Source organism: Streptococcus oralis, assembly GCF_024399415.1.
GTDB classification, from domain to species: domain Bacteria; phylum Bacillota; class Bacilli; order Lactobacillales; family Streptococcaceae; genus Streptococcus; species Streptococcus oralis_CS.
Genome location: NZ_CP029257.1, coordinates 1627868 through 1645399, shown reverse-complemented (window position 1 = coordinate 1645399; position 17532 = coordinate 1627868). Strand labels below are relative to the sequence as shown.

Annotated in this window: 16 protein-coding genes and 1 riboswitch; of the genes, 13 read left to right on the top strand and 3 right to left on the bottom strand. The window is 44.5% G+C overall.

Features of this window, described 5'->3' with window-relative positions; genetic code table 11:
• Window positions 1-28 precede the first annotated feature (28 nt).
• The 9 genes from mvk (at window position 29) to tig (ending at window position 8355) form a co-directional block, all read left to right on the top strand.
• Window positions 29-907 (top strand): mevalonate kinase, encoded by an 879-nt coding sequence (gene mvk / locus DG474_RS07985; protein ID WP_255778022.1) that lies wholly within the window; start codon window positions 29-31, stop codon window positions 905-907.
• Window positions 889-1842, top strand: a complete 954-nt coding sequence (gene mvaD / locus DG474_RS07980; RefSeq protein WP_000375374.1) for a diphosphomevalonate decarboxylase — start codon at window positions 889-891, stop codon at window positions 1840-1842. Before mvk ends, mvaD begins: the two co-directional genes overlap by 19 nt.
• Window positions 1829-2836 carry a phosphomevalonate kinase gene (locus tag DG474_RS07975; RefSeq protein ID WP_000562445.1) on the top strand — a complete coding sequence of 336 codons (1008 nt, stop codon included), beginning with the start codon at window positions 1829-1831 and terminating at the stop codon, window positions 2834-2836. The genes mvaD and DG474_RS07975 overlap by 14 nt, the downstream gene beginning before the upstream one ends.
• Window positions 2820-3821 (top strand): type 2 isopentenyl-diphosphate Delta-isomerase, encoded by a 1002-nt coding sequence (fni, locus tag DG474_RS07970; protein ID WP_049520863.1) that lies wholly within the window; start codon window positions 2820-2822, stop codon window positions 3819-3821. The genes DG474_RS07975 and fni overlap by 17 nt, the downstream gene beginning before the upstream one ends.
• Before the next feature lie 166 nt (window positions 3822-3987).
• Window positions 3988-4686: a cell wall-active antibiotics response protein LiaF gene (liaF, locus tag DG474_RS07965; protein ID WP_255778020.1), complete on the top strand. Its 699-nt coding sequence runs from the start codon at window positions 3988-3990 to the stop codon at window positions 4684-4686.
• Window positions 4683-5681 (top strand): envelope stress sensor histidine kinase LiaS, encoded by a 999-nt coding sequence (locus tag DG474_RS07960; protein ID WP_084860264.1) that lies wholly within the window; start codon window positions 4683-4685, stop codon window positions 5679-5681. Before liaF ends, DG474_RS07960 begins: the two co-directional genes overlap by 4 nt.
• Before the next feature lie 10 nt (window positions 5682-5691).
• A complete protein-coding gene (locus DG474_RS07955; protein ID WP_084860263.1) occupies window positions 5692-6324 on the top strand; it encodes a response regulator transcription factor in 633 nt (210 codons plus the stop codon).
• On the top strand, window positions 6325-6981 hold the full coding sequence (locus DG474_RS07950; protein WP_084922096.1) for a DNA alkylation repair protein: 657 nt from the start codon (window positions 6325-6327) through the stop codon (window positions 6979-6981).
• A 90-nt stretch (window positions 6982-7071) separates the two neighbouring features.
• The gene (gene tig / locus DG474_RS07945; RefSeq protein WP_000116504.1) at window positions 7072-8355 is read left to right on the top strand and encodes a trigger factor; all 1284 of its coding nucleotides are present in this window, start codon (window positions 7072-7074) and stop codon (window positions 8353-8355) included.
• A 47-nt stretch (window positions 8356-8402) separates the two neighbouring features.
• Here tig and recD2 read toward each other — a convergent pair whose 3' ends face one another.
• The 3 genes from recD2 to rnhC all read right to left on the bottom strand — a co-directional run bounded on the left by recD2 (window position 8403) and on the right by rnhC (window position 12401).
• Window positions 8403-10772, bottom strand: a complete 2370-nt coding sequence (gene recD2 / locus DG474_RS07940; protein WP_255778019.1) for an SF1B family DNA helicase RecD2 — start codon at window positions 10770-10772, stop codon at window positions 8403-8405.
• A 129-nt stretch (window positions 10773-10901) separates the two neighbouring features.
• Window positions 10902-11516: a signal peptidase I gene (gene lepB, locus DG474_RS07935; RefSeq protein ID WP_255778018.1), complete on the bottom strand. Its 615-nt coding sequence runs from the start codon at window positions 11514-11516 to the stop codon at window positions 10902-10904.
• Window positions 11517-11519: 3 nt separating this feature from the next.
• On the bottom strand, window positions 11520-12401 hold the full coding sequence (gene rnhC, locus DG474_RS07930; RefSeq protein WP_125397541.1) for a ribonuclease HIII: 882 nt from the start codon (window positions 12399-12401) through the stop codon (window positions 11520-11522).
• Between the two features lie 86 nt (window positions 12402-12487).
• On the opposite strand from rnhC, the gene zapA reads away from it, so the two are divergent.
• The 4 genes from zapA to DG474_RS07910 all read left to right on the top strand — a co-directional run bounded on the left by zapA (window position 12488) and on the right by DG474_RS07910 (window position 17442).
• Window positions 12488-12790: a cell division protein ZapA gene (gene zapA / locus DG474_RS07925; protein ID WP_000002028.1), complete on the top strand. Its 303-nt coding sequence runs from the start codon at window positions 12488-12490 to the stop codon at window positions 12788-12790.
• Window positions 12787-13335, top strand: coding sequence for a CvpA family protein (locus DG474_RS07920; RefSeq protein ID WP_049484262.1), 549 nt, complete (start codon window positions 12787-12789; stop codon window positions 13333-13335). The genes zapA and DG474_RS07920 overlap by 4 nt, the downstream gene beginning before the upstream one ends.
• 100 nt (window positions 13336-13435) lie before the next feature.
• Entirely contained in the window at window positions 13436-15772 is a 2337-nt protein-coding gene (locus tag DG474_RS07915) for an endonuclease MutS2 (protein ID WP_255778016.1), read from the top strand.
• 168 nt (window positions 15773-15940) lie between these two features.
• A riboswitch (glycine riboswitch) is annotated at window positions 15941-16029 on the top strand.
• A gap of 90 nt (window positions 16030-16119) precedes the next feature.
• Window positions 16120-17442, top strand: a complete 1323-nt coding sequence (locus DG474_RS07910) for an alanine/glycine:cation symporter family protein (protein WP_255778015.1) — start codon at window positions 16120-16122, stop codon at window positions 17440-17442.
• The last annotated feature ends 90 nt before the right edge of the window (window positions 17443-17532 follow it).

Genomic DNA, 17532 nt, shown 5'->3' with positions numbered 1-17532 from the left:
CGGTCTTTCCGTCTGGTTAAAGGAAAACATGACAAAAAAAGTTGGTGTCGGTCAGGCACATAGTAAGATTATTTTAATAGGAGAGCATGCGGTAGTCTACGGCTATCCAGCTATTTCTCTGCCTCTCTTAGAGGTGGAGGTGACCTGCAAGGTGGTCCCTGCTGAAAGCCCGTGGCGTCTTTATGAGGAGGATACCTTGTCCATGGCGGTGTATGCCTCGCTTGAGCATCTAAATATCAAGGATGCTTGCATTCGCTGTGTGATTGACTCGGCTATCCCTGAAAAACGAGGGATGGGTTCGTCTGCGGCTATCAGCATAGCGGCCATTCGAGCTGTTTTTGACTACTATCAAGCCGAACTGCCTCATGATGTACTGGAAATCCTGGTCAATCGGGCTGAGATGATTGCCCATATGAATCCGAGCGGGTTGGATGCCAAGACCTGTCTCAGTGACCAGCCTATTCGCTTTATCAAGAACCTTGGATTTACAGAGCTTAAGATGGATCTATCCGCTTATTTGGTCATTGCAGATACGGGCGTGTATGGTCACACTCGTGAAGCTATCCAAGTAGTTCAAAGCAAGGGGAAGGATGCCCTACCGTTTTTGCATGCCTTGGGAGAATTGACCCAGCAGGCAGAAGATGCGATAAAAACAAAAGATGCTGAAAAACTGGGACAAATCCTCAGTCAAGCGCATTTACATTTAAAAGAAATTGGTGTCAGCAGCCCTGAGGCAGATTCCCTCGTTGAAACGGCTCTTAGCTACGGAGCTCTGGGTGCCAAGATGAGCGGTGGTGGGCTAGGAGGCTGTATTATCGCCTTGGCAGCCAATCTGGATCAAGCAGAAGAACTAGCAAAACGATTAGAAGAGAAAGGAGCTGTTCAGACATGGATCGAAAGCCTGTAACAGTACGTTCCTACGCAAATATTGCCATTATCAAATACTGGGGAAAGAAAAAAGAAAAAGAGATGGTTCCTGCTACTAGCAGTATCTCTCTGACTTTGGAAAATATGTATACAGAGACGACCTTGTCGCCTCTACAAGCCCATGCGACGGCGGATGCCTTTTATATCAATGGTCAGCTCCAAAATGAGGCGGAGCATGCCAAGATGAGCAAAATCATCGACCGCTATCGTCCAGCAGGTGAGGGTTTTGTCCGTATCGATACCCAAAACAACATGCCGACTGCAGCGGGTTTATCCTCCAGTTCTAGCGGTTTGTCCGCCTTGGTCAAGGCTTGCAATGCTTATTTTCAGCTTGGTTTGAATCGGAGCCAGTTGGCGCAGGAGGCTAAGTTTGCCTCAGGCTCTTCTTCTCGGAGTTTTTATGGACCACTAGGGGCCTGGGACAAGGATAGTGGGGAAATTTACCCTGTAGAGACAGACTTGAAACTAGCCATGATCATGTTGGTGCTAGAGGACAAGAAAAAACCAATCTCTAGCCGTGATGGGATGAAACTCTGTGTGGAAACCTCGACGACCTTTGATGACTGGGTGCGTCAGTCTGAGAAAGATTATCAAGATATGCTGCTTTATCTCAAGGAAAATGACTTTACCAAAGTTGGGGAATTGACTGAGAAAAATGCCCTAGCCATGCACGCTACGACCAAAACTGCTAGTCCAGCCTTTTCATATCTGACGGATGCGACTTATGAGGCCATGGACTTTGTCCGTCAACTTCGTGAGCAAGGGGAAGCCTGTTACTTTACCATGGATGCTGGCCCCAATGTCAAGGTTCTCTGTCAGGAGAAAGACTTGGAGCATTTGTCAGAAGTCTTTGGTCAACGTTACCGCTTGATTGTGTCAAAAACAAAGGATTTGAGCCAAGATGATTGCTGTTAAAACTTGCGGAAAACTTTATTGGGCAGGTGAATATGCTATTCTAGAGCCAGGGCAGATGGCCTTGATAAAGGCCATCCCCATCTATATGAAGGCTGAGATTGCTTTTTCTGACAGCTACCGTATCTACTCAGATCTGTTTGATTTTGCAGTGGACTTGACGCCAAATCCTGACTACAGTTTGATTCAAGAAACGATTGCTTTAGTGGGAGATTTCCTCGTTTATCGTGGGCAAACCTTGAGACCTTTTTCTTTGGAAATCCGTGGCAAAATGGAACGGGAAGGCAAAAAGTTTGGTCTGGGTTCTAGTGGTAGCGTCGTTGTCTTGGTGATCAAGGCCCTGCTGGCTCTGTATAATCTTTCAATTGATCAGGATCTCTTATTCAAGCTGGCTAGCGCGGTCTTACTCAAGCGAGGCGACAATGGCTCTATGGGAGACCTTGCCTGTATTGTGGCAGAGGATTTGGTTCTCTACCAGTCTTTTGATCGAAAGAAGATAGCTACTTGGTTGGAAGAAGAAAGCTTGGCAACAGTTTTGGAGCGTGCTTGGGGCTTTTCTATCTCACAAGTAAAACCAGGTCTAGAATGTGATTTCCTAGTTGGATGGACCAAGGAAGTAGCCGTATCGAGTCAAATGGTCCAGCAAATCAAGCGAAACATAGACCAGAATTTTTTAAGTTCCTCAAAAGCAACGGTTGCTGCTTTGGTAGAAGCCTTGGAGCAGGGGAATGCAGAAAAAATCATCGAGCAGGTGGAAACAGCCAGTCAGCTTTTAGAAGGCTTGAGCCTAGATATATACACACCTTCGCTGAGACAGTTGAAAGAAGCCAGTCAAGATTTGCAGGCTGTTGCCAAGAGTAGTGGCGCTGGTGGTGGTGACTGTGGGATTGCCTTGAGTTTTGATGAGCAATCAACTGAAACCTTAAAAAATCGTTGGGCCGATCTGGAGATTGAGCTCTTATACCAAGAAAGGATAGGACATGACGACAAATCGTAAGGATGAGCACATCCGCTATGCCCTTGAGCAGAAAAGTTCCTATAACAGCTTTGATGAGGTGGAGTTGATTCATTCTTCCTTGCCTCTTTACGACCTGGATGAAATCGATCTTTCCACAGAATTTGCTGGTCGAAAGTGGGATTTTCCTTTTTATATCAATGCCATGACAGGTGGAAGTGATAAAGGACGAGAAATCAATCAAAAACTAGCTCAGGTGGCGGAAGCCTGTGGGATTTTGTTCGTGACGGGTTCTTATAGCGCAGCCCTCAAGGATCCTACAGATGATTCATTTTCTGTCAAGTCTAGCCATCCAAATCTCCTTCTTGGAACCAATATTGGATTGGACAAGCCTGTTGAGTTAGGACTTCAGACTGTAGAAGCGATGAATCCTCTCCTCCTGCAAGTGCATGTCAATGTCATGCAGGAATTGCTCATGCCAGAGGGAGAAAGAAAGTTTCGAAGCTGGCAATCGCATCTAGCAGATTATAGCAAGCGGATCCCTGTTCCAATCATTTTAAAGGAAGTGGGCTTTGGGATGGATGTGAAGACCATCGAAAGAGCCTATGAACTGGGCGTTCGAACGGTTGACCTGTCGGGTCGTGGTGGCACCAGCTTTGCTTACATTGAAAACCGTCGCAGTGGCCAGCATGATTACCTTAATCAATGGGGCCAGTCCACCATGCAAGCCCTCCTCAATGCCCAAGACTGGAAAGACAAGGTCGAACTCTTGGTCAGTGGAGGCGTTCGGAATCCGCTGGATATGATTAAGTGCTTGGTCTTTGGTGCCAAGGCTGTAGGACTGTCACGTACTGTTCTAGAGTTGATTGAAACCTACTCCGTCGAAGAGGTGATTGGTATTGTCCAAATCTGGAAAGAAGATCTGCGTTTGATCATGTGTGCCCTTAACTGTGCCACCATAGCAGATCTGCAAAAAGTAGACTACATTCTTTATGGTAAACTAAAAGAAGCAAAAGATCAGATGTAGAGAGGTTGGGACAAGAATCCCGCCCTTTTTTGTAGCCTTTTGTCAACTGTGGTGGGCTGAAAGAACCTAGTTTGTTGGAGCGATTTCTGTCCTATCTCCTTTATCCATCCTCAGACCGAGGTGACTTTTTTGAATTGTGATAAAATAGAAGGGAGAGGATGCAGCTATGAAAAAATTTCAAATCTTTTTATTTATTGAAGCCTGTCTGTTGACGGGGGCTCTGATTTTGATGGTATCAGAGCATTTTTCGCGTTTTCTGCTGATTTTATTTCTCTTTATGCTCTTGCTGCGCTATTATTCAGGTAAAGAGGGCAACAACGTCTTTCTCCTTGTAGCGACTATTCTTTTCTTTTTCATCGTCATGCTCAATCCCTTTGTGATATTAGCTATCTTTGTGGCAGTTATTTATAGTCTCTTTCTTCTCTATCCGATGATGAATCAAGAAAGAGAGGAGACCGACTTGGTCTTTGAAGAGGTGGTAACGGTTAAAAATGAACACAATCCTTGGTTTAGCAATCTCCATCATTTCTCTAGTCACCAGACATGTCAATTTGACGATATCAACCTCTTTCGCCTCATGGGTAAGGACACCATTCATTTGGAAAGAGTTATCCTAACCAATCATGACAATGTCATTATCCTTAGAAAGATGGTCGGAACGACTAGGATTATCTTGCCCGTAGATGTGGAAATCAGCCTCAGTGTTAACTGTCTTTATGGAGATTTAACCTTCCTTCATCAACCTAAGCGAGCCCTCCGTAATGAACACTATCATCAGGAAACCAGAGACTACCTCAAGAGTAACAAGAGCGTCAAGATTTTCCTAACTACTATGGTTGGCGATGTGGAGGTGGTCAGAGGATGAAAAAGCAATCTTATCTGTTAATCGGTCTGACTTCTTTCCTCTTTATCCTCTTTTTGGCTAATAGTTTACTTGATATTTTTGAACTAGACTGGTCCTATTTGCTACAGGATATCGAGAAAACAGAAAAGTTAATCTTCTTAGTCTTGGTCTTTAGCCTTTCCATGACCTTCTTTTTTGTCCTCTTTTGGCGCGTGATAGAAGAAGTCTCTCGCAGAAAAATGCAAGTCAATCTCAAGCGACTGTTAGCAGGAAAAGAGGTGGTTGCCTTTGCAGATCCAGACTTGGATGCCAGTTTTAAGTCCTTGTCTGGCAAGCTCAACCTCTTGACAGAGGCTGTTCAAAAGGCTGAAAATCAAAGCCTGGTCAAGGAAGAAGCAATCATCGAGAAAGAACGGAAGCGGATAGCACGTGACTTGCACGATACGGTTAGTCAGGAGTTGTTTGCGGCCCATATGATTTTATCAGGTGTCAGTCAGCAGGCTTTGAAGCTGGATAGAGAAAAGATGCAGACCCAGTTGCAAAGCGTCGCAGCCATCCTCGAAACAGCCCAGAAAGATTTGCGGGTCTTGCTCCTACATTTGCGACCTGTTGAGTTGGAAGAGAAGAGTTTGGTTGAGGGGATTCAAATCCTCTTAAAAGAGCTTGAGGACAAGAGTGATCTCAAGGTTAGTCTCAAGCAGAATGTGTCTACATTGCCCAAGAAGATTGAAGAACATATCTTCCGTATTCTTCAGGAGTTGATCAGCAATACCCTTCGCCATGCTCAGGCATCTTGCCTAGATGTCTACCTCTATCAGACAGATGTTGAATTGCAGCTGAAGGTGGTGGACAATGGGATTGGATTCCAGTTAGGGAGTTTAGACGACTTGAGTTATGGACTGCGAAATATCAAGGAGCGGGTCGAAGATATGGCAGGAACGGTTCAACTTTTGACAGCTCCAAAGCAAGGACTGGCGGTTGATATCCGTATTCCCCTGCTAGACAAGGAATCATAAAGGAGTAGAGATGAAAATTTTACTGGTAGATGACCATGAAATGGTCCGATTGGGCTTGAAAAGCTACTTTGACCTCCAAGATGATGTAGAAGTTGTGGGCGAGGCGGCCAACGGTATTCAAGGGATTTCCTTGGCCTTGAAACTGCGTCCAGATGTCATTGTCATGGATATCGTCATGCCTGAGATGAATGGGATTGACGCGACCTTGGCCATCCTCAAAGAATGGCCTGAAGCCAAGATATTAATTGTCACCTCTTACTTGGACAATGAAAAAATTATGCCGGTCTTGAATGCGGGTGCCAAAGGTTATATGCTCAAGACTTCTAGTGCAGACGAACTGCTTCATGCCGTCCGCAAGGTGGCTGCTGGAGAGCTTGCTATTGAACAAGAGGTCAGCAAGAAGGTCGAATACCACCGTAATCATATGGAGCTTCATGAGGAGCTGACTGCGCGTGAGCGAGACGTGCTCCAACTCATCGCTAAGGGCTACGAAAATCAACGCATTGCAGATGAACTCTTCATCTCTCTCAAGACGGTCAAGACCCACGTGTCCAACATCCTAGCCAAGCTTGAGGTCAGTGATCGCACCCAGGCTGCGGTCTATGCCTTTCAGCACCACTTGGTTGGGCAGGAGAACTTTTAGATGAGTCTTGTAGATTTACTTGAGGAGCTAGAAGCAGCAAAAGATCCGAAAAAGGCAGGCCCCATGGAAGCCTATATGCGTCATCAATTTCCCTTTTTAGGTATTGAAGGTCCTGAAAGAAATGCGCTTTATAGAAAATACTTTCCAAGCGCGAAAAAAACAAAGATGATCGATTGGGATTTTGTAGATATCTGCTGGGAAAAGGAGCCTAGAGAATACCAGTATGTGGCTGCCAACTATTTGAAAGCCATGCAGTCTTATCTAACGAAGGACGATTTGCCTAAACTTGAGCGTCTGGTCGTGACCAAGTCCTGGTGGGACACGGTAGATATCTTAGATCGAGTAGTAGGAAGTTTGGTAGCCGACTATCCGGAACTTGAAGAAGTGATTTTAAAATGGAGCCTATCAGATAATATCTGGCTGAGACGAGTCGCTATTGACCACCAGTTGTTAAGGAAAGAGAAAACAAATGTCCAACTGATGGAAAAGATCCTGGTCAACAATCTGGACCAGACAGAATTTTTTATCAACAAAGCCATCGGCTGGGCTCTAAGAGACTACTCTAAAACCAATCCCGAATGGGTAGCACGTTTTATTGAGAAAAATAAGAAACGAATGGCTGAACTTAGTATCAAGGAAGCGAGCAAGTACCTCTAGCACTATTGAAAAGCGCATTCATTACTTGAAAAAAGTCGCTATTATATGGTATAATGGACTGTATTAAAAATTTTAAGGAGAAATGACAGAATGTCTGTATCATTTGAAAACAAAGAAACAAACCGTGGTGTCTTGACTTTCACTATCTCTCAAGACCAAATCAAACCAGAATTGGACCGTGTATTTAACTCAGTAAAGAAAACTCTTAACGTTCCTGGTTTCCGTAAAGGTCACCTTCCACGCCCTATCTTCGACCAAAAATTTGGTGAAGAAGCTCTTTATCAAGATGCAATGAACGCACTTTTGCCAAACGCTTATGAAGCTGCAGTAAAAGAAGCTGGTCTTGAAGTGGTTGCTCAACCAAAAATTGACGTGACTTCAATGGAAAAAGGTCAAGACTGGGTTATCACAGCTGAAGTCGTGACAAAACCTGAAGTAAAATTGGGCGACTACAAAAACCTTGAAGTATCAGTAGATGTAGAAAAAGAAGTAACTGACGCTGACGTTGAAGAACGTATCGAACGCGAACGCAACAACTTGGCTGAATTGGTTATCAAAGAAGGCGCTGCTGAAAATGGCGACACTGTTGTGATTGACTTCGTTGGTTCTATCGATGGTGTTGAATTTGACGGTGGAAAAGGTGAAAACTTCTCACTTGGACTTGGATCAGGTCAATTCATCCCTGGTTTCGAAGACCAATTGGTAGGTCACTCAGCTGGCGAAACTGTTGATGTTATCGTAACATTCCCAGAAGACTACCAAGCAGAAGACCTTGCAGGTAAAGAAGCTAAATTCGTAACAACTATCCACGAAGTAAAAGCTAAAGAAGTTCCAGCTCTTGATGATGAACTTGCAAAAGATATCGACGAAGAAGTGGAAACTCTTGACGAATTGAAAGAAAAATACCGCAAAGAATTGACTGCTGCGAAAGAAGAAGCTTACAAAGATGCCGTTGAAGGTGCAGCAATCGATAAAGCTGTAGAAAATGCTGAAATCGTAGAACTTCCAGAAGAAATGATCCATGAAGAAGTTCACCGTTCAGTAAATGAATTCCTTGGAAACTTGCAACGCCAAGGTATCAACCCTGACATGTACTTCCAAATCACAGGAACTACTCAAGAAGACCTTCACAAACAATACGAAGCAGAAGCTGAGTCACGTACGAAGACTAACCTTGTTATCGAAGCAGTTGCCAAGGCTGAAGGATTTGACGCTTCAGAAGAAGAAATCCAAAAAGAAATCGAGCAATTGGCAGCAGACTACAACATGGAAGTTGCACAAGTACAAAACTTGCTTTCAGCTGACATGTTGAAACACGATATCACTATCAAAAAAGCTGTTGAATTGATCACAAGCACTGCAACAGTTAAATAATCTTAAAAGAGAAAAAGCCCACCTGACTAGGTGGGTTTTCTGTTGCACTATTTTCCAAAAATCTCTTTGAGGTCTGCATCTGTAATCCCAATCATGGCTGGAATACTAGACCAGTTTTCTTCGGTGAGGATGTAGGATTGTTCAGAGTCACTTGGTGTGGCAGTTTCAGAGAAGGCCTGTTTACTTTCTTCAATATTAGTTTCAATTAAATCACTGAAACGCTCAATCAGATAGGTCTTGCGGGCAGTCCCGATATGCTTGACTGCATAGTCGAAAGCCTGTAATTCACCTAGTAAGATAAGTTTGCTTTTGGCGCGTGTAATGGCTGTGTAGATGAGATTTCGCTCCAGCATGCGCTTGCTAGCACTGGTGATGGGTAGGATGACAACAGGAAACTCACTTCCCTGAGACTTATGGATGCTCATGGCATAGGCTAGTCGAATCTTGTACCATTCGTTGCGTGGATAGATGACCTCATTGCCGTCAAAATCAATGACAATCTCGTCTTGTTTGGACTCGGTGTATTTTCCAGGAATCAGGTCTGTGATGTAGCCTAGGTCTCCATTAAAGACATTGACTTCAGCGTCGTTGACTAGGTGAATAACCTTGTCCCCCGTTCGATAGTGACACTGAGTTGCTTCAAAGCTAACTTGCCCCTTTTGCTGAGGATTGAGCAGGTCTTGCATGAGTTGGTTGATGGCATCAATACCAGCAGTTCCTCGATACATAGGTGCTAGCACCTGAATATCGCGAGCCGGAATGCCACTTCTGAGGGCAGCACCAAGAATTTTCTCAATGGTAGCTGGTATATAGCCATTAGCGATTTCAAAGTAGGAGCGGTCAGCTTTTTTCTGGGTAAAGTCGGCTGGCAAGATGCCTTGTCGAATCTGACTAGCCAAGGTGACGATAGTTGATTCTTCACTCTGACGGTAAATCCGTTCCAAGCGCGTCTGAGGTATCAGGGGTATCTGGAGCAGGTCTGCAAGGACTTGTCCAGGACTGACAGAAGGCAACTGGTCACTATCCCCCACGATGAGGATTTTACTGTTAGAGGAGATATTGGAGAAGAGTTGGTTAGCTAGCCAAGTATCCACCATAGAAAACTCATCCACGATGATGAAGTCGGCATCCAGATAATCTTCTAGATGACTGGTATCATCGTCTCCCGTCATCCCCAAATGACGGTGTATGGTCGCGCTAGGTAAACCTGTCAATTCATTCATGCGCCGAGCCGCTCGACCAGTTGGAGCAGCAAGAAGGATAGGCAGGTTGCTTTTTTTCCTGAGATCAAGCCCTTCTAAAAGGGCATAAACAGCGATAATCCCATTGATAACAGTCGTCTTACCAGTACCAGGTCCGCCTGTTAGGATAAAGACCTTGTTCTGGATAGCGTCACAAATAGCCTGTTTTTGGATCCTATCGTACTCAATCCCCAGTTCTTGCTCGACAGTAGCGATATGCTTTTGAATGGTTTCTAGATCCTGATTTTTCTGCTTTTCTTTTTCAAGGATACGAACCAAGTGACTGCGAATGCCTTCTTCAGCGAAAAAGAGGCTGTTATCAAAGATTTTGGTATCAATCTGCTGAACCTTGTCTTCTTCAATCAAATGAGATAATTCCTGAGCAACTTGGCTGGGATCGAGTTCCACGGGACGGGAAGACTCTAGGAGAGTCAGGGTTTGTTCCAGCAAATCTCGGGCTTCCATATAGGTATCGCCCGTATCCATACATCCCTGAAAAAGACTGTGGACAAGGCCAGCGCGGAAGCGCTCAGGAGCTTGACTTTCGATACCTAGTTCGGCAGCTAATTGGTCAGCAATGGTAAAACCCAAGCCCTTGATATCCTCAACCAGTTGATAGGGATAATTTTCAACAATATCCAGCGTTTCTTCCTTGTAAAAATCTTGAATCTGAAAGGCCAGTTTATTGGGAATGCCGTAGTTAGCTAGTTTAGCTAAGACCATCTCGGTTCCGTAGTTAAGACGAAGAGTGGAAACAAAAGCCTCACGGTTTTTGGCAGAGAGTCCTGAGATGCCTTCTAGCTTTTCAGGATGTTCCAGAATTTCATCAATGGTATTGTCACCATAGCTATCAACGATTTTTTGGGCCGTTTTGAGACCAATTCCTTTGAAATGGCTACTGGAAAAGTACTTGACGAGGCCCTTGCTAGTTGGTTTTGCCCGCTCATAACGACTGATCTGTAGCTGTTCCCCATACTTGGAGTGCTGAACGATTTGCCCCCAAAAAGTGTAGTCTTCCCCTTCAATCACGTCTGCCATGGTTCCTGTAACGATGATTTCAAAATCGTCAAAGTCCTCTGCGTCCGTATCTTCAATATCTAGGAGGAGAATGCGATAAAAATTACTGGGATTTTCAAAAATAATCCGTTCAATGGTGCCTGAAAAATAAACTTCCATAGGTTTCCTTTACATGAGTTCGTGAGAGTCGTACCCTTAGCTTCTTTCAACAAGCTAGGAGACTAAAAGGTCTTCTTCTCGCAATAGAAAAAGAGGCTGAGACTTAGCATTCTCGGCCTCTTCCTTATCTTAAAAAGTTCCGATACGGTTAAGTGGCCAGAAACGGAATTTTGCTTCGCCCTTGATATCGCTGGCCTTGAAGGTGCCAACATGGCGGCTGTCGCTAGAGACTAGACGATCGTCACCAAGGAGAAGGTACTCACCTTGAGGGACAGTAAAGCTGAAGCTGGTATTGGAATTGACATCGACTGTAAAGGCCTGTGACTTTTGAGCAAGTTCTCTAAAGTAAACTCCCTTATTGCCTTCAAATCCTTTTCCAGTATAGGTGTTTTGCAACTTTTCTGTTTTGAACAAGTTGAGGTATTCAGCTAGGTAGGGTTCATCCGTTTCCTCACCGTTGATAAAGAGTTTGTCATTTTCATAGCGGATGGTATCTCCTGGCATTCCAATAACGCGCTTGACGATATCTTTATTTCCGTCTTCCTCATGCGCAACCACGATGTCGAAGCGGTCAATTGGGAGGTGTTTAACAACGAAGAGAACTTCTCCGTCAGCTAGGGTAGGGTCCATAGAGTGTCCTTCCACACGGACATTGCTCCAAAGAAAGATACGGCTAAGACCGACCAGTGCGATAATCAGGAAGAAAACTCCCCATTCTTTTAGAAATGTTTTAAACGAATTCATAATTTACCTTTCTAGAAGTGCTTTGGCTTTTTCAGTGTTTTTAAAATGCAGTTTGGCGCAGAAATGAAGTCCCTTCATGCCATAGGACTGCAGGATTTTGCTTGCAACCTTATCAGATGCAGTTCCAGCGCCACTTGGCAGTTGATAGCCCAGTTCTCGTCCCAGATTTTCTAGATTTTCCAGAAAGAGGTCACGAGAGATGATGGAGCTAACCGCAACAGCCAGGTATTTGCCCTCGGCTTTTTCTTCCAAAGTGATCTTGTTTGGAAAACGGTTGGCTTCTTGCGCCAAGTACTTGTCATAGTTTTTAGCGCTTGTAAAAGCATCAATCACGATTTTTTCTGGCTGGACTCCTTTTTGAAGCAGGAGAAAGATAGCCTGATTGTGAAGGGCAACCTTTACAGAAACAGCATTGTAACGCTCTCCGATAACTTCGTTGTACTTGCTCGGTGAAAGGAGGAGCGCTTGGTGCTGGATTTTTTCCTTGAGGATAGGGGCAATCTGACGAATCTTTTGGTCTGTCAGGGTTTTTGAATCCCCCACACCGAGTTTTCGCAAGAAGGCATGCTGGTCCGGTGTCACGAAGGAAGCCACGACAGCAAGCCCACCAAAGTAGGAACCATTTCCCACCTCATCAGTCCCAATCATAGGAAAATCTTGTCCACTGTTTTCTTGTTGAACTTGGTAGCCAAAGAAACTGGCGTATTGCTCAGTAGCTTCGCCTTGCAGGAGGACTTTTCCAGAAGTATAGATGGAAACTGTTGCCTGAGGCAGTCTAAAAAAATAGCGAATATAAGGATTTTTACTAGGACTGAGAGCCTTCTGATACTGACTTAAAAAGCTCTGAATTTCCTGTTCACTTGGTGTGAGTGTGATACTTGCCATAGTCTCTATTGTACCACAAAAGCAGGAGAATTGGTAAAAACTGACAAAGTTAGCGAAATTTGGTATAATATCGTGAGGTGAATTTTATGGCAAATCTAAATCGATATAAGTTTACATTCGGAAAAAAGACATTAACCTTAACAACCGAGCATGACAACCTCTTTATGGAGGAAATTGCCAAGGTTGCGACTGAAAAATACCAAGCAATTAAAGAACAAATGCCTGGGGCGGATGATGAAACCATTGCGCTTCTTTTGGCGGTCAATTGTCTGTCTACACAACTCAACCGTGAGATTGAATTTGATGACAAGGAGCAAGAGTTGTTAGAACTTCGCCACAAGTTAATTGCTGTCAAACAAGAACAGAGCAAGATTGAGGACTCCTTATGATTTCAATCCTACTCTTATTGGTTCTGGCTTGGGGCTTTTACATCGGCTACCGTAGAGGCCTGGTCCTGCAAGTTTATTATTTCCTCGTGGCAGTGATTTCAGCCTTTGTTGCGGGACAGTTTTATAAATCATTGGGAGATCACTTCCACTTACTTGTCCCTTATGCCAATCCTCAGGAAGGACAGGGAACCTTTTTCTTCCCTTCAGACCAGCTGTTTCATCTAGACAAGGTCTTTTATGCGGGTCTAGCCTATCTTCTAGTTTTTGGGATTTGCTACACTATCGGACGTTTTATCGGTTTGTTCCTGCACTTGATTCCAACTAAAAAGCTAGATGTCAAATGGTTGCGTATCGGTTCAGGCGTTTTGTCGCTATTGGTAACCTTATTCGTCTTGCAAATGGCTCTGACCATTCTTGCAACGGTGCCTCTGGCAGTCATTCAAAATTCACTCGAAAAAAGTATAGTAGCCAAACACATCATCCAAAGTGTCCCTTTTACGACAAACCTTATCAAACAACTCTGGGTGACAAATTTAATCGGATAAAAAGGGCGGGATTTTTCCTAGCCCTTTGTTTACAGATTGGAGGACTAGGTCAAAACCTCTAGTTGCTATAATCTTGTAAACCAGCATATAAGGAAAAAATATGAATACAAAAATACTAGAAACCTTAGAATTTAATAAAATCAAAGCCTTGTTTGAACCGCATCTCTTGACAGAACAAGGTCTAGAGGAGCTAAAAGGCTTGGTTCCAACTGCCAAGGTGGATAAGATCAAACAAGCCTTTACAGAGATGGAGGAAATGCAAGCCCTTTTTGTGGAGCAACCCCACTTTACCATCCTAGCGACACGTGAGATTTCAGCTGTCTGCAAGCGTCTGGAGATGGGGGCGGACCTCAATATTGAGGAGTTCCTGCTCCTCAAACGAGTCTTGTTTGCTAGCAGAGAGTTGCAAAGTTTTTATGCCAATCTTGAAAATGTACGCTTGGAGCAGTTGGCGAGATGGTTTGAAAAACTGCATGAGTTCCCACACTTGCAAGGGAGTCTTCAATCTCTAAATGATGCAGGATTTATCGAAAATTTCGCCAGTGAAGAGCTAGCACGCATCCGTCGGAAAATCCATGATAGCGAGAGTCAAGTTCGAGATGTCTTGCAAGACTTACTCAAGCAAAAAGCGCAGATGTTGACGGAAGGCATAATCGCTAGCCGAAATGGCCGTCAAGTCTTACCAGTCAAGAACACCTATCGCAATAAGATTGCAGGTGTTGTCCATGACATCTCTGCTAGTGGTAATACGGTTTATATCGAGCCACGTGAGGTGGTCAAGCTGAGCGAAGAAATCGCTAGTCTGCGAGCTGATGAACGCTATGAGATGATTCGCATCCTGCAGGAACTATCGGAACGGGTTCGTCCTCATGCTGCTGAGATTGCTAATGACGCTTGGATTATCGGCCATCTGGATCTGATTCGTGCCAAGGTGCGTTTCATCCAAGAAAGACAAGCAGTTGTTCCTCAACTTTCAGAGAACCAAGAGATTCAACTCCTTCATGTTCGCCATCCTTTGGTCAAAAATGCTGTCGCGAACGATGTACACTTTGGTAAGGAATTAACGGCCATTGTCATTACAGGTCCCAATACAGGTGGGAAGACCATCATGCTCAAAACCCTGGGCTTGACTCAACTTATGGCCCAATCTGGCTTGCCAATCTTAGCTGATAAAGGAAGCCGTGTCGGTATTTTCGAAGAAATCTTTGCCGATATCGGGGATGAGCAGTCTATCGAACAAAGTTTGTCTACCTTCTCCAGCCACATGACCAATATCGTAGATATTCTTGGCAAGGTCAATCAGCACTCGCTCTTATTGCTAGATGAGCTCGGGGCTGGTACCGATCCACAGGAAGGAGCAGCCCTTGCTATGGCTATTCTGGAGGATCTTCGTCTGCGTCAGGTCAAGACCATGGCGACGACCCACTATCCAGAGCTCAAGGCCTACGGTATCGAAACAGCCTTTGTGCAAAATGCCAGCATGGAGTTTGATACAGCAAGTCTGCGTCCGACCTATCGCTTTATGCAGGGAGTTCCTGGCCGAAGCAATGCCTTTGAAATTGCCAAACGCCTGGGCTTGTCAGATGTCATCGTAGGAGATGCCAGCCAGCAGGTCAACCAAGATAATGACGTCAATCGCATCATTGAACAATTAGAAGAGCAAACGCTTGAAAGCCGTAAACGCTTGGACAATATTCGTGAGGTGGAGCAAGAAAACCTCAAGATGAACCGAGCACTCAAAAAGCTCTATAATGAACTCAATCGCGAGAAGGAAACTGAGCTCAACAAGGCGCGTGAACAGGCTGCCGAGATTGTGGAACTTGCTCTAAATGAGAGTGACCAGATTCTCAAGAATCTTCACAGCAAGTCTCAACTCAAACCCCATGAAATCATTGAAGCCAAGGCTAAACTGAAAAAACTAGCTCCTGAAAAAGTCGACTTGTCTAAAAACAAGGTCCTTCAAAAGGCCAAGAAAAACCGAGCTCCAAAGGTTGGGGATGATATCATTGTTCTCAGTTATGGCCAACGTGGAACCTTGACCAATCAGCTCAAGGACGGCCGTTGGGAAGCTCAAGTTGGCTTGATTAAGATGACCTTGGAAGAGAAAGAATTTGATCTTGTTCAGGCTCAACAAGAAGCCCCAGTCAAGAAAAAACAAGTCAATGTCGTCAAACGTGCTTCTGGTCGTGGTCCGCAAGCAAGACTGGATCTCCGAGGCAAACGGTACGAAGAGGCCATGAATGAGCTGGACGCCTTTATTGACCAAGCCCTGCTCAATAACATGGCGCAAGTCGACATCATCCATGGTATCGGAACAGGTGTCATCCGTGAGGGCGTCACTAAATACCTACAAAGAAACAAGCATGTCAAGAGTTTCGGCTATGCTCCACAAAATGCTGGAGGCAGTGGCGCTACCATTGTGACCTTTAAAGGATAGAGAGAAGAAGGATTCGCTCTTTCTGAAAAAAGAAATGAAAAGTCAAAAATTTTCATAGAAAATATTGACAAAAGCTAACTTTTTTTGTAAAATAATAAAGAATTAAATACCAACACCGAATGAAGTTTAATAGAAGTGGAGAAAGGTTTGTTTTCCATGACTGTAAATGGACGGAACTCTGGAGAGACCGTAAAGGCACCGAAGGGGCAAGGCAGGCAACTGCTCAAACTCTCAGGTAAAAGGACAGAGCTAGGATAGACCACTTTTTGGCATTTATCTAAGCATTCCAGAGTACATGTATCTTGCATGTGCTCTTTCTTTTGGGGTTGAAAAGATAGGAGTAGGACATGTTAGAATTGCTAAAAGCGCTTGATGCTTTCGTTTGGGGACCTCCCCTCTTACTGTTATTGGTCGGAACGGGAATCTACCTGACCATTCGACTAGGACTTTTACAGCTAGCTCGTCTTCCCAAGGCCTTTCAGTTGATCTTTACCAAGGATAAGGGACATGGAGATGTATCGAGCTTTGCAGCCTTGTGTACAGCCCTTGCGGCTACTGTTGGAACGGGAAATATCATCGGAGTCGCGACAGCCATTAAGGTTGGTGGGCCAGGTGCTCTCTTTTGGATGTGGATGGCTGCCTTCTTTGGGATGGCAACCAAGTATGCAGAAGGCTTGCTGGCTATCAAGTATCGCACCAAGGATGCAAATGGAGCTGTAGCTGGAGGGCCCATGCACTATATCCTTTTGGGAATGGGAGAAAAGTGGCGTCCCCTTGCAATCTTCTTTGCCCTAGCTGGTGTATTGGTGGCCCTTCTGGGGATTGGTACCTTTACCCAAGTCAATTCAATTACAGAATCTATCCAAAATACAGCTCAAATTGATCCAGCTATCACAGCACTCGTTTTGTCTGTTTTTGTAGCGATTGCAGTCTTTGGTGGACTCAAATCCATTTCCAAGGTTTCAACAGCAGTCGTTCCTTTTATGGCCATCGTCTATATTCTAGGAACCTTGATTGTGATTTTCTTTAATATTGAGAAAATCCCAGCTACACTTACCCTAATCTTTACTTCCGCTTTCAGCCCCGTAGCTGCAGTAGGAGGATTTGCAGGTGCGACTATCCGTACTGCGATTCAAAATGGTGTGGCGAGAGGAGTCTTTTCGAACGAATCTGGCCTTGGTTCAGCTCCGATTGCAGCTGCTGCGGCTAAGACAAATGAGCCTGTTGAGCAAGGCTTGATTTCCATGACAGGAACCTTTATTGACACCCTCATTATCTGTACTCTGACAGGTCTGACAATCTTGGTAACTGGGGTTTGGAGCGGTGATTTGAATGGAGTTGCGCTTACCCAGTCAGCCTTCTCAACAATTTTTTCGAATTTTGGGCCTGCTCTTCTGACCATGTTTCTGGTTCTCTTTGCCTTTACGACAATTCTAGGCTGGAATTACTATGGAGAACGCTGTTTCGAGTTTCTCTTTGGCGTTCGTTTTATCTGGCTCTACCGTGTGGTTTTTGTAGTCATGGTCTTGTTGGGAGGTTTTATCGAGCTGGACATGGTCTGGATTATCGCAGATATCGTCAATGCCTTGATGGCTTTGCCAAACTTGATTGCCCTCTTAGTCTTGTCGCCAGTCGTCATTGCTGAGACTAAAAAGTATTTTAAACACTAACCCAATCACACTTTTAGTGTGATTTTTTCATTTCATAGACATTTCCTATCAAGGCGATTGAAAATATATATTATCCAAGGGGAAAATTCT